Genomic DNA, 13,294 nt, shown 5'->3' on the forward strand with positions numbered 1-13,294 from the left:
GACATCCTCCCCTGGCTAAAGCCGAGGGGATTCCTAAACCTCACGATTTAGGTTTCTGTTTCTTTGCAGTTGCCTTCACAGATTTACTCTGCTCTGGTCTTACACTCGCTCCACAGACTGACACCGCAAGTCCTGCGGCCAAGATATTGCGACTGGCATTGATATCTCGGTCATGGTGTATTCCACACTTAGGGCATTCCCATTGCCGAACCTTCAACGGCATTTTTTCCACCACATGTCCACAATTACTACACCGTTTTGAACTCGGAAACCACCGGTCTATCTCGATATAGTTCCTGCCATACCATTGGCATTTGTACTCCAATTGTCGGGTGATCTCTCCCCAACTTGCATCAGATATCGCTTGTGCCAGCTTCCGGTTTTTGACCATATTCTTAACGGCTAAGTCCTCAACTACTACCGTTTGGTTTTCACGCACCAGTTGAGTGGTCAGCTTATGTAAATGGTCGCCTCGGGTATCGGTTATTTTCTGGTGAACTCTAGCCAGTTTTATTCTGGCCTTATATCTATTGTTAGAACCTTTCTGTTTTCTCGATAAGCTTTTTTGAAGTCTCCTTAACTTACGGTAGTGTTTCTTTAGAGGTTTAGGATTAGTCACCTTATTCCCATCACTGGTAATTAACAAGCTACTAATTCCTAAATCAATACCTATTGCTTTATCGTTGACAGGCAATGGTTTAATGGTGGGGTCATCAAATCTAATGGAAATATGCCAACGTCCTGACCGATGGAGTTTTACTGTCACCGAACTGGGCACACAGCCCGATGGAATTTGACGAGACCAGCGAATGGCTAAGGGTTCTTTACATTTAGCTAAATAAACTTGACCTTCTTTGAACTTAAAGGCCGATTTGGTAAATTCAGCGCTACCCCCAAGGTGTTTTTTCTTGAAGTTGGGATACTTAGCACATCCGGCAAAAAAGTTGGTAAATGCGCTTTGTAGATGCCTCAACCCTTGTTGCAAGGGGACACTACTCACGTCATTTAAGAAATCTAACTCTTCTCGTTTTTTCCAGGCGGTCAACAGTAAAGAGGTTTCTTTATATCCTACTCTTTCTTGCCGTTCATACCAAGCCTGAGTCCTTTCGTGGAGAGCTTTATTATAGACCAGCCTTACGCAACCCAAAGTTCGCCGCAATAGCGACTCTTGCTCTGATGTTGGATAAAACCTATAGTTGAATGCTCTTTCCATAAAAGACTATTTGACTATTATTTACATTATAGCCCCTTCAATGTAAGACCGGCAAGTTAAAACATGCTATAACCGATTTTCCAAAACAGCAGCCACCACGCGATGATCCTCATCTTGGGAGAGGGCTTGTAGGGCTTCCTGAGCTGCTTCTGAGTCAGCAAACTGTTGTAGCGCCCAAGCGACTTTGCGACGGATGCGCCATTCGGGTGAGGCGATCGCCGGTAATAGGGTTTCTAGGGCTGCTTGTTGTTTGTGGGTATTGACTAAGCAAGCGAGTCCTTCGATGGAAGCTTCAATAACCGTAATATCTTCGCCGTCTAAGCCACACAGACAAACTTCTAATAAGGCTTCTGGATGACCGAGGTCAGCAAGAGCAGCAATGATGCTGCGACGCAGCAACCAATGGTTATCTTGATGAAAGGCGATCACCAAATGGGAGATGGCGACTTGACCGGCGTAGGAGAGAGAGTTGGCAGCTTCCGATCGCACATTGGGGTCTGGGTCTCGTTTGAGCAGTTCCAGCAGGGCAGGAAAAGAGTCAGGGGATTGTTTGCGCCCTAGTCCCATGGCAACAAAGGAACGGACGAGAAAATCGGGGTCGTTGATTTTACTCATCAGCAAGGGGACTGCATCTTCACTGCTATAGTCTTTGAGGGCGGTGACGGCTTTGAGTCGGTCTTGCGAATTGGAGCTGTTGAGGGCAGTTTGGATTTGATGCAGTTCCATGGGGGTTGGCGAGGTCTTGTGTTACGTTTCTTAAAATTTTAACCACAGACTCCAATATTTGGGAAGATGATAGGTGTTACAAAATGCCAAATTGAGTGTTAATACCCTAATTGAATCCCTATGTCTGAATCAAACTCTACTCAAGCCTCTCCTCAAGAAATTGAAGAAGTGATTCGTGAATTAGAGCAATATCGTGAACGTCTGGTCAATGATTTCTTGGGCGCTTCTCGCAAGGCTAAGTTCTCTAAAAAGCAAGCTTTAGACGATTTGGCTAATCATCAGGAAATCCTTAAAATCGATCGGGCACTTCAGGAATTGCGTGGGAATCAAAATTAATCGAATTTAGAGGGGATAAATAACGAAACTCCCCTCTTTAGTGTTTGCCCGTTTAATTGTCAGAAAGAGATCATGTTAAGTCCTGCTGTTCAAGAATTAATTACTAAAGCCCAAATTGTTAGTTTTGAGAGTTGGATCTCGGCCGAAAAGCCGGATGTGATTCAGGTGTTTGAACAGGCTAATCAAGAGCGCCAATATTTAACGGACGATCAGTTAAAGTATTTAGCCAGTCAAGCAGGGGATAAGGGAGAATGGTTGGATATAGCCAAGGAATTGCGCGATCGCGCACCAGAGATTATCGATCGGGCCAGGTTGCTGGTCTTAGATCGGTTTCCTGAAATTACGCAACCCGGGGGGGCATTATATCCGGAAAAGCGGGCGGAAAATTGCTGGCGGGATTTTTGGCATTTTTTGCGCTGTATTCATTATGGAATCGCTGGCCAATCGCCCCAGTATACTAATCCAGAGGGATTGCACTATATGGATTTGTTGTATCAGGAGTTAGCGGTTCCTTTAGATGCCATGGTGACCGGTCTGGAAGCGATGAAACAAATGGGTATTGAACGGTGTGGTGGGAATAAGAAGACTGAGTTGTTGCCCTATTTCGATCATTTGATCGATCGGCTTAAAGGATTTGATGGCTATAGGAAGTAAAGGAGGAACGGACGTGTCCATGGATCGATTTCGATATTTCTTTGATTGTTGTGTGGGGGAATGGGTGACCGAGCGGACTTATCACTATTTGACGGTTCAGGAGGTGGAACGATCGCACACAGAATTCGCGATCGCTCCCCTATCAACCGCAGCCAAAACCCAAGTTCTCAAAGATAATCAACGTCCAGAACTCGATAATATCGAATCTTTATGTGGGTTCCATTTAAGATTTGATACGGTCTCGGAAAAAGGGGAACGGGTTTCCCAGCAACTTAATATGCTGTTTGTCCCCCAGGAGGAGACCTCTGGAGTGTTGACAGGGGATTATTTGCGCGATCGCGCCTATGAAGAAGCCGCACCCAAGGTCGCCCAATTCCGTTTTGATCCCCAAACCTTGGAATTATTAATGACCACAAATTATACGCGTATAATTTCCGTAGATTCGATTACCCTAATTAACCCCACTCTCAGAATTCGGCGCATTTTTAATTACCATCGCCCGGCAGAAGGATACCCCCTCGATCAATTGGCTCTTGTAGGGTTTGGAGTAGAACAAAAAAAATAGTGTCCTCCGAATAGGATAGTCAAATGACTCATATTCTGAGAAAATCAAACAGATTAGTCACATTAAGGGGCTGAAACTTTACAATTCTTCATAGTTTCCGGGCCGACCCTCAGGATATAAATGAGGAGATGGAAACCGGAAAGAAACTGGAAGAAATTGGCATAAAGTCGGAACATCAGCTTAGTCCGAGGAGTAAGCGTTTTCTGCACAGAAATGTTAAGTTTCTTAGCGTTTTTAAACGTCCTTCCCAGGAATTCACCCTTTTGTAGACCCTCTTTTGAAAGGAGATTAGAATAAATGCCTTTTGGACCCGCGTCGGAATTAGGAGTTTCTTTATACGAAGAAACCGATCCCATTGAAGTCTGGCCAGGACGATCGGATGAGGAAGTAGAAGCCGTCATTTGCGCAGTCTACCGCCAAGTCTTAGGCAATGCCTATGTCATGGACAGCGAACGCTTGAGTATCGCTGAATCTCAATTCAAGCGGGGAGAACTCAGCGTTCGTGAATTCGTACGTCAAGTGGCAAAATCTGGCTTATATCGCACTCGTTTCTTCGAGTCTTGCCCTCGCTATCGTGCAACGGAGTTAAACTTCAAACATCTTTTAGGCCGCGCTCCCAATAGCTATGAAGAAATGAAAGCTCATAGTGATATTTTGGATCGCGAAGGTTTTGAAGCAGATATTGATTCCTACATTGATAGTGACGAATATCAAGATACATTTGGGGAAAATATTGTCCCCTATGTGCGGGGCTACAAAACCCAAACCGGTAAAAACATGGTGGGCTTTACCCATATGTTCCAACTGATGCGCGGGCCCAGCAGCAGCGACTTCAAAGGTAGCTTGGCTGGCAATCGTCCTCGGTTGAATAAACTGGTGATTCAAGGAACACCAACCGCCGTTGTTCCTCCTTCGGGTGGTGTTGGAGGTTGGTCTTTCCAAGATTCTACTTCTAGCGCTCGGACTCGTCTGGGAGTAGGCGCGACTGAAGGTGGAAAAGTTTACCGGATTGAAGTCACGGGTTATGGTTCCCCAGGAGCAGTTAATCGGGTGTCTAAATTCCGTCGCAGCAACAAAGTGTTCTTGGTTTCCTTTGATGAACTCTCTAAGACCTATCAGCAAATCCACAAACAAGGAGGTAAGATTGCCAGCATTAGTGCTGTCAATTAATCCTGTCTTTGTGTGATCGATAGGTGGCAGTAGGACAGATACCGTTCTACTGCCGGCTTTCTATGGAGTAGCCTAGGCAACGAAAATGCTTTCGACAATGTGCAAGGGTAGTAGATAGGGACAATAGGGCGATCGCCTAAAAAACGAAAAAATAATTGGATCTTATGGGACTAGAAGGAAAAGCCTTACATGAACCAATGGTGCGCCTGCAAATTGAGGGAGGTAACTCCCCCCATCAGCGTCGCGTCCGGTCTGGGTTAACTGTGCGCCAAAGTCAATTATCTCAGGCGATACAGCGGATTCACCGTTCAGGAGGTAAAATCCTAGAGGTTCAACGAGTCACTCAAAAGCTAGAGAAGGCTGAGACCACAACGGAGCATCAAGCGATCTCACAATCTTTCGAGTCAGTGAGGACAGAAGTATCCCAAAATCCTGAACCGGTGGAAGTCGAACTCGATCCTCCAATCGCTCAAACCTTTAACCCTCAAGCACGTGCAGTTACAGAGCCGAAACCTTTCTCTCCCGTTTATTATTCCTTATTTCCGCAGCGAAAAGTTGACTGGTCGAGGATACCCCCTGTGCGTCGTCAGCGCATGAAACCTTCTCTAAAGCGTAAACAGCTATACCGAACCTTATCTCCAGGAAAGCAAAGACGGCGATTTTTCCGCTGTCAACCTTTGAAAAGACGGCGGTGACGGTAAGGGTGATATTTTAAGTTGAGATTATGGATCTGAAACAATTTGTAAAACAGTCAATTGGGCGATGGAGATCGCAACGCAGTGCCCATCATTTAGCCTTCGCTCATTTTGAAAAAGTGCGATCGACCATCGACATTATGGCCCTAGACCCCCAAGATCCGGGAGTCCTAGAGGTGTGTGAATTATATAAGATCGATCCAGCCAGCATGGAATCCCCATTTAGGATGACTTGGGAAGGAGAATCGGATTGGGATGAAGACGATTGGGATAAAGAAGAGGAAGAAGAAGAAGAACAGGAACTCAAGGGATCGTGTATTTTAGTCCCCATTCCTGACTCTGAGTCTCCCCAGAACGGCAAACTCCTACGCGATCGCGGTTATGCCGAAACCATTCCGGCGATCGGTCACTATTCTCTCAATAATGAAGGCATCTTTACCTTAATCACTGAATACGATCGGGCAGCAGCCGAAGAGCGGATTTGGTTTGCTACCCCTAATTTACGCTTTCGGGTTTCCCAGATTAAAACCCGTGATGGCCAAGGCGTAACCACCGCTTCTTTTTCTTCTGAAATCCGGTCTCTATCCTCCTAAAGCTTGAGACTGTTGGGCAAACCGTCAATTTATCCGCGATCCCCATATAGATAAAAACCACAATTTAAGATATAATTTGGGGATCGTAAAAAACTTGTTATGGTCATCAATTGCCAGGTACACCCCTAGCCAATTGCAATTTCCGTCCCTGGCTAATTGTCTCAAACCCCTAGAATAGAAAACTGTTCCATGACCTCTAGTGTATCTGTATCCTCTTCTCAGGAACTGATTAGATTCGCTCATTGGTTAGCTGGAGATTTTAGCAATCATCAGCAAGCCTATAACCACCCCACATTATATGCGCATATTCATGTCTTGTGGCGACCCCTGCCCTGGGAATTTTTTCAAGGCATTGGGTTTTATTCAGAGCAAGTCTATGACTACGATCTCTGGAGTCCATACCGTCAAGGCGTACATCGGTTAGTCGATCGAGGCGATCGCATCTATATCGAAAACTATAGTTTACAAGACTCCATCCTTTATGCGGGTTCAGCACGAGAATTAAGCATTCTCCAGACCATTACCCCCCAAGTCATCCAACGGCGCTATAACTGCTCCATGGTTTTCCAATGGGATGGAAATTGCTATCGGGGATCGGTAGAACCTGGAAATAAATGTCTCATTCATCGCAAGGGACACCAAACTTACTTGGTTAGTGAAGTAGAACTGACAGAAACTACTTGGAAAAGCCTGGATCGGGGGATGGATGTGAAGACCCATCAGCAGATTTGGGGGTCAACAGAGGGAGCCTTGGAATTTGAAAAGATAACCAGTTTTGCCCAAGAAGTACCCACCGAAAATCTAGGACTGTAAACCTCTTGAAAATGATGAAGGATAAACGAGTGTAACAAAAAATCAACCTTAATCCAAAATTTGCTAAAATGGCTAAAGATACATCAAACAATCGTACCCAATATTCAGAGTCAAAAATGAAGTTAGGAATTTCTATTACCCCCACTGGAAAAGAGCTACTGAGCGAGATGGCTAAAACCACGAAACTATCCCGTTCGGAATTGGTAGAGCGGCTTTCTAGGGGGTATATCAGCATTAAAAGTGAGCTGACGAATACGATTCTAACTTTAGACTTTGAGACTAAATCAGGGGATGCCAATGGTTCAAAAAACGAATCCAAGTTTCCGGCACTGAAAAATATTGCAGTTAGTCAAGTTTCATCAGCAGAAGCGTCTCCCACTTCAGCCGAAGTTGCTGAACTGAACCAAGCTTTGGCAGAAAAAGAGCAAAACATTGCGACGCTACAGGAAAAACTGACGGCTTACCAGAAACACGAATCTACGGAGTCAGTACTCAAGCAAACTATTGCTAAAAAAGAATACCAGATTTCTGAGTTGCAAGCCCAAGTGAAACAGCTTCAGCAAACCTATGAGACTCATCAAAGCAGTAGTGAAGAGGAAAATCAAGAAGCGATCGCCGCTTGGCAGCAAAAAATAACTGAACAAGGACAAACGATTGCTCAGTTACAAGCTCAAGTTAATCAGCTTCAGCAAACCCATGATGTCCTGAAAAATACCACTGTCCCCAAAGAGCATTACGAAGCGATTCAAGCCCAGTTATTAGAAGCTCAACAACAGCAAGACCATCAGAGTCAGAATCAGTCTATCTCTGACCAAGAGTATGAAGCTTTGGAGTATAAATTGCAACAGCAGTACCAAGTTGTTGACAGTTTACAGACACAATTACAAAGTATGAAAACGCCCCATGCAAAGGAAACTCAATTACGATCGCAATTGCATCTCCAGCAGGAAACGATCCAATCCTTAGAAGAAAAAGTGCATCGCTTGCAACAAGTTTCGGCGATCGGTGAATATCACCTCAACCGGTGGCGCAGTCATAGCTTTTAAACCAGTAGGGGCGAAGAATTTTTCGCCCCTACTATGCTAGACAATCGCTTGATATTTCTTGTCCATCTCTTCCAACTGCTTTGGAAGGACACACCGGCGTTCTGAGGCATAACTCATTAAATTGACCCCATTGAGCATTTTCACAGTACTCACACGCACGCGGAAATTATCCGTAATAAACCAAGCCCTTTCTTGTCCTTGATTGCGCTCATACTCCGTCTCAATGGTTAATACCCCATCCGTCGCAAAATGGTATCGTCCAATCACCGGGATGCCCTCAACATAACCTCGATTTCGCAAAAAATAGCCTTGGCGAGGATTATCTGAATTAGGAATATCCACCAAAACTGCAGCATAATTGGGGTTAGGTTCTTGGTCAGTATCTAAGTTGTCTTGCCACATAAAACTTGCTCCCCCAGACGCTGTAGCCGGATCGGTCTTATTGATCTCACAAAGCTCTACCACTTTAGGATCATTGGGGCCAAAAACTTGGACAATAAGATTAGAAAGTCCAGACTCATTAATCGTAGAGTCAAAATGATGGACAGTGCGCTCCGAATACCAAACTCCTTCACTTTTGCGAAAGAAGCCCATCATCGTCATAGGATGCTGAAGTAACATGAATAGTCAAACCTTCTGTTGTCAGATCAATCGGCAGATGTGGTTTTTAATTAAGAAAAGTTAACAAAACTCTAAGTCATGTGCCCTAAAATTTTAGGATAAATCAAATTGGTTCATATTCGTTCGTTAAACATGGTGTATACAGAAAATGGCGATCGCACTCCAGAGCAACTCGGACTGCATCCCGGAGCAGATCGACCCGGAATAGACGCTATGCAAATGGATTTATCCGGCATAGACTTAAATCAAGCCAATTTAGCCACCGCTAACTTGATTGGTACAAACCTGAGTAGAGCTTCCTTGAGTGGAGTCAACCTAGAAAGGGCGGATCTACGAGGGGCAGATCTACGAGGAGCCAACTTACAGGGGGCGAACCTCAAAGGGGCGTACTTAAATCGATCCCAACTGCAAAGTGCCAATTTAACCGCAGCAGTTTTAGAGGAGACTAGACTAAAACTGTCCCTCTATGACAGTGGAACCCTTTGGCCAGAAAGTTTTAACTATCAGAAATCAGGAGCAGTCGGACCGAAAGCTAGTTTAGCTGGAGTATTTTTGAATACAGCTAATCTTCGAGGAGCCGATCTACAGGGCGCTAATTTGCGCGGTGCTTATTTGAGTGGAACAGACCTAACTGAAGCCAATTTAGAAGATGCCGCCTTGAGTGGAGCCAATTTACAAAAAGCCTTTTTAACCGGCGCTAATTTACGTAACGCTCTCTTGAATAATACAGAATTGCAAGGGGTAGACTTTCGCTGCGCCGATCTCACGGGAGCCAGTTTTGACCAAGTCCAGAATATTGCCGGAGCCGACTTTAGTCAGGTCAAAGGTTTAACTGAAAAAGCTCAGAGCCTTCTGCGTGGACGGCAAGCTCAAGAATTAGGCACTTGGAACCCCTTTACACGCCGTAGTACGGCTGAGAGCTTAGGCATTACATTTGGATGAATAGGGCATGTAGAGGTGAACGGCTGTTCGCCCCTACCGGTTTGTCAGGACATGGGCGCAAAGTGCTATACCACCAATCCCTGAATGGTCATTGCCCATTCCCTATTCCCTTCATGATTCATTACTTTCCTCCTTGCTCGACTTAATTAGTTTTACGATCGCCAAATCATTAAACTCCTCAGCGAGAGTCAAAACTTTTTTGGCAAATACCTTGTATGTGGGGTGTAGTTCGATTAAATTCTTGGCTTCTTGTTCTACTACTTCAATATCACCAATCCTTGCTGCTTTCAAGATTGCTTCTAACTCCTCTGAAGCAGGAAAGATCATTTCTTCATTTTTAGAGTCTTCTCCATCTGTTGCCCCTTGATACACCCACTCCAGTTGCAAATGATGCTGTAATTGTTCCAATAACTGGGGCAATTGAATCGGTTGGGGCAGAAAATCATTACTGCCGAGTTTTATGGCGCGATCGCGATTTTGCTCATACACATTAGCTGAAGTAGCAATCACGATCATCTCTTGAAACTCTGGGTTTTGGCGCAACTGGGAAATTACCGTCCATCCATCCAGAATCGGCATCATTAAGTCAACAATCATCACATCAGGATGTAGCTCACTGGCTTGTCTTAGAGCTATGTCACCCTGTTGAGCCGCAAAGATCTTAAAGCCCAAAGGTTCAAGCAATTTAGTAAAAATATCCAAATTATCCAAGCGATCGTCAACAACCAGAATACTCACGGGCTGGTGATTAGAATAGCCGGTAATGTGGTCAGCCGAGGTTTTTGGCGTGAGTACATCTCCTTCTCCTTCTCCTAAAAGCAGATCTAGGTCAAAGCAGAATGTACTTCCTTGCCCGTATACCGATAGGACTTGCAATTGAGACCCCATCATCTCTACTAATTGTTGAGAAATCGCCAATCCCAGTCCGGTTCCTTTTGCCTGTCGTTTCGCTTCTCCAACTTGCTCAAAGGGTTGGAAAATCTTTTCCATTTGTTCGGAGGTCATTCCTGCACCCGTATCGATCACTTCAAAGCGGATAGTTGCTGTTGACTCGGATTGACTGTTATTTTGAGTGTTGCTTCCCGCTTTCTTCTGGACGGACAGGGTAACAGAGCCGCGATCGGTAAACTTAATGGCATTATTGAGGAGATTGAGCAAAACTTGGCGCAATCGCTTTTCATCAACCACCACTTCTTCCGGGAGATCTTTGGAGAAATTCCATGTAAACGGTAAATCCTTTTCTGAGGCTTTGATCCGGCAAATTTCGGTAACCCCGAAGAGTAGGGTGGAAAAATGAACCGGTTCGGGGAATAGGTCGAGTTTTCGAGCCTCAATTTTGGAAAGGTCAAGAATATCATTAATTAACTTGAGTAAGTGTTCTCCACTTTGTTGAATGACAGAGACACTTTTTTTATCGAAAGAGTGGATAGTCGCAGAGCGCTTGAGAATTTGGGCATACCCCAAGATGCCATTGAGGGGAGTTCGCAATTCGTGACTCATGTTGGCGAGGAATTCACTTTTGGCTTGATTGGCAACATCAGCCGCTTCTTTGGCCTGTACTAATTGTTGAGTGCGCTTCTCTACTTTGGCTTCTAAGTTTTTCGAGTAGTCGGAGAGATGTTGGTTGGCAATGAAGAGTTGTTGATTAGTGATCGCCAGTTTTTGCTGCTTATAAGTATTCGTCGTTATAATTGCACTAAGTACAAAAGCGGCCAGGGGAGGCATCACCGGAATCAGGATGCCGAGCAAGAAGGCTCCATAGGCCCCAGCCAACAACCCTGTACTCCACAGAATGACGCTCCACAACACATTCCCTCCAGGAAGAGTCCGGTTTTTCTGCTCACCCCAAACGATCGCCAACCAGAGTCCCGCACTTCCCAACGAGGCCCAAAGTCCGATCCAAAGTGCTTGCATACTCCCTGTCCATCCCTCGATCGAGGGACGACCCTCTAAGGCACTGCGAATAATTTGACTGATAATATTGGCATGAACCACCACGCCTGGAGTCAGTTCTTTGGTTTCTAACCAACTGGTACTATAGGGCGTAGCAAAGAAATCATTGGTACTTGGAGCGGTTGACCCAATGAGAACAATGCGATCGTGCATTAAGTCAGGTGCCATCTGACCTTGGACTACATCTCGCAAGGCAATCGTCGGAAACATGGTTGTTGGACCTCGCCAATTGAGTAAAATTTGATAGCCACCGAGGGCTTTTTTGGAATAGCCTGCCTCTCGATGCTGTAGGGGAGTAAAGATGGCAAAACCAAGTTGGAATTTGAGCTGTTCTGGATCAAGCATTTTTAAGGTAATGTCCCGTTGTTCCAGATATTGGATCGCAATATTGGCTGCCAACCCATCTTTAATTGCGCCTTCTTCTTGGTTATCAGTTGTAGAGAGTAGCGCACGGCGGATGTTGCCATCTCCATCTAACGTCAGATCGGCAAGGGCCACTCGATCTAGGGCTTGTAAAATCGGAGGGGGTTCGACGCGATCTCCAATAATTTTTTCCACTCCGATGAGATTGAGGGTGCTACCAAAGACCTCTTCGAGTTCCGCATGTCCTGGTTCTTCGGGAATATTGCGATAGATATCCAGCCCAATCATCGCCGGTTTCTGGGCGCTAATTTGTTGGATGGCTCGGGCTAAGAGGCGATCGGGAATCGGCCAGTTGCCTGCAAATTTAATATCTTCTTCATCAATAGTGACAATAACAATGGTCTCCTCCATAGATTCCTGGGGCCGCAAGCGAAAAAATAGATCCCGTATGCCCCATTCCAACAGATTGAACATGCCTAAGAGATTAATCGCGATCGCACTCCCCGATACACTAGAAGCAATGATGATCAGGCAAAGGTAAGGTCTGATTGATGCTTGGAATCTTGGCAACATAGTTCAATTCATTATTAATTAAGCAAAGGTTACCCGACCCTCACTGATTTGTTTGGCAGTGCTTCTTCTAGTCGGCACTTTCCTATGAGGATTTCTCCTTATAATTGCCAACTAATTCGCTTTTTTTCTTGCTGCTGTAAGTCTTTAATTGTGGTGTTATAGACAAGAAGATATCTCTCAAAGTGTTGCTTGAGTCTTGTTCTTTATTCAGGGTTTAGGAGTATTCGGATCTGGCGCGATCTTCTTACTGTAACTCCTGAATCTGGGCATTTAGATTTAGTAAGCTGTTGGAATCAGAGAGGCTTTAGTTAGTTTTGATAAGTTCACTGAGTCTAACAACTCTGTCCATTCTGCCACCAATTCAGAATTAGTGGGATCAACAACTTGTAAGGCTGCGAGGATCGCAGCACAGTCATACCAGACTCCATTCTCTGCTAGGATTGAGGACTGCTGTAAACGGGTTTTGCCTTCGAGCGATCGCGCCAACTCAGAACTTGGCGCAATTCTTTTCACCAAACCATCAACAAACGGCGTGTTGGGAGATAATCCTTGGTCCAACTTAAGGGCAAAATACCATTGATAGAGTTTACCCACTTCCAATTCAGGCGCATCTTCAGGAAGCTGAATGGCAAGAATTCCACCTTTTCCAGAGACCGGAATTGACGTAGTATACAGAAGAGTTTTGTCCTCATCTTTGAGAGAAAAGATTCCTTCTCCTCCTGGAGACTCAGGCACATAAACCAAAATCATAGGATGGCTTGATAGAGTCGTACCGTAGAAATTCTCTGGTAATACAGCCACCATAGCTGATTGTTCAAGATAGTTTTGCTCACTGCGAGCTGCTCCCCCTGCTGCTTGGCTTGGAGAACTATTATCTGAAGGAGGAATAAAACTACCTCTTGATGCTCCCCCTGCTGCTTGGCTTGGAGCGCTATTATCTGAAGGAGGTGTAAAGCCCTGACGAGATGCTCCTCCTGTAGATTGACTGGGTGCGCTATTGTCTGAAGGAGGTAAGAAACTACTCCTTGATG

General features: G+C 45.1%; 14 protein-coding genes. 9 read left to right on the forward strand and 5 right to left on the reverse strand.

Features of this window, described 5'->3' with window-relative positions:
* Positions 1–40 precede the first annotated feature (40 nt).
* Together AC3A14_RS07100 and AC3A14_RS07105 are read right to left on the reverse strand one after the other, a co-directional pair.
* Complete coding sequence (locus AC3A14_RS07100; RefSeq protein ID WP_318732876.1) at positions 41–1,213, reverse strand: RNA-guided endonuclease InsQ/TnpB family protein; 1,173 nt, start codon at positions 1,211–1,213, stop codon at positions 41–43.
* 66 nt (positions 1,214–1,279) lie between these two features.
* Positions 1,280–1,939, reverse strand: a complete 660-nt coding sequence (locus tag AC3A14_RS07105; protein WP_271940503.1) for a HEAT repeat domain-containing protein — start codon at positions 1,937–1,939, stop codon at positions 1,280–1,282.
* A gap of 120 nt (positions 1,940–2,059) precedes the next feature.
* Here AC3A14_RS07105 and AC3A14_RS07110 point away from each other — a divergent pair, with 120 nt between their 5' ends.
* The 8 genes from AC3A14_RS07110 (at position 2,060) to AC3A14_RS07145 (ending at position 7,811) form a co-directional block, all read left to right on the forward strand.
* On the forward strand, positions 2,060–2,275 hold the full coding sequence (locus tag AC3A14_RS07110; protein ID WP_271940504.1) for an acetyltransferase: 216 nt from the start codon (positions 2,060–2,062) through the stop codon (positions 2,273–2,275).
* Positions 2,276–2,347: 72 nt separating this feature from the next.
* The gene (locus AC3A14_RS07115) at positions 2,348–2,929 is read left to right on the forward strand and encodes a globin family protein (protein WP_318732875.1); all 582 of its coding nucleotides are present in this window, start codon (positions 2,348–2,350) and stop codon (positions 2,927–2,929) included.
* Between the two features lie 19 nt (positions 2,930–2,948).
* Positions 2,949–3,494, forward strand: coding sequence for a phycobiliprotein lyase (locus tag AC3A14_RS07120; RefSeq protein ID WP_318719103.1), 546 nt, complete (start codon positions 2,949–2,951; stop codon positions 3,492–3,494).
* A 297-nt stretch (positions 3,495–3,791) separates the two neighbouring features.
* Positions 3,792–4,664, forward strand: a complete 873-nt coding sequence (locus AC3A14_RS07125) for a phycobilisome linker polypeptide (protein ID WP_318719102.1) — start codon at positions 3,792–3,794, stop codon at positions 4,662–4,664.
* A 164-nt stretch (positions 4,665–4,828) separates the two neighbouring features.
* Positions 4,829–5,359, forward strand: coding sequence for a rod-capping linker protein CpcD domain-containing protein (locus tag AC3A14_RS07130; RefSeq protein ID WP_318701594.1), 531 nt, complete (start codon positions 4,829–4,831; stop codon positions 5,357–5,359).
* A gap of 29 nt (positions 5,360–5,388) precedes the next feature.
* A complete protein-coding gene (locus AC3A14_RS07135) occupies positions 5,389–5,952 on the forward strand; it encodes a phycobiliprotein lyase (protein WP_318701593.1) in 564 nt (187 codons plus the stop codon).
* A gap of 189 nt (positions 5,953–6,141) precedes the next feature.
* Complete coding sequence (locus tag AC3A14_RS07140; RefSeq protein ID WP_318732874.1) at positions 6,142–6,765, forward strand: chromophore lyase CpcT/CpeT; 624 nt, start codon at positions 6,142–6,144, stop codon at positions 6,763–6,765.
* 68 nt (positions 6,766–6,833) lie between these two features.
* The gene (locus tag AC3A14_RS07145; protein WP_318732873.1) at positions 6,834–7,811 is read left to right on the forward strand and encodes a hypothetical protein; all 978 of its coding nucleotides are present in this window, start codon (positions 6,834–6,836) and stop codon (positions 7,809–7,811) included.
* 36 nt (positions 7,812–7,847) lie between these two features.
* On the opposite strand, the gene AC3A14_RS07150 is transcribed toward AC3A14_RS07145, so the two are convergent.
* Positions 7,848–8,432 (reverse strand): phycobiliprotein lyase, encoded by a 585-nt coding sequence (locus AC3A14_RS07150; protein ID WP_318732872.1) that lies wholly within the window; start codon positions 8,430–8,432, stop codon positions 7,848–7,850.
* A 132-nt stretch (positions 8,433–8,564) separates the two neighbouring features.
* On the opposite strand from AC3A14_RS07150, the gene AC3A14_RS07155 reads away from it, so the two are divergent.
* A complete protein-coding gene (locus AC3A14_RS07155; protein ID WP_318701589.1) occupies positions 8,565–9,374 on the forward strand; it encodes a pentapeptide repeat-containing protein in 810 nt (269 codons plus the stop codon).
* Between the two features lie 111 nt (positions 9,375–9,485).
* On the opposite strand, the gene AC3A14_RS07160 is transcribed toward AC3A14_RS07155, so the two are convergent.
* Together AC3A14_RS07160 and AC3A14_RS07165 are read right to left on the reverse strand one after the other, a co-directional pair.
* Entirely contained in the window at positions 9,486–12,263 is a 2,778-nt protein-coding gene (locus AC3A14_RS07160) for a CHASE2 domain-containing protein (protein ID WP_318732871.1), read from the reverse strand.
* A gap of 276 nt (positions 12,264–12,539) precedes the next feature.
* Positions 12,540–13,294, reverse strand: a 755-nt coding sequence (locus AC3A14_RS07165; RefSeq protein ID WP_487778948.1) for a DUF928 domain-containing protein, incomplete at its 5' end; no start/stop codon positions are given.

This window comes from Roseofilum sp. (assembly GCF_982964205.1).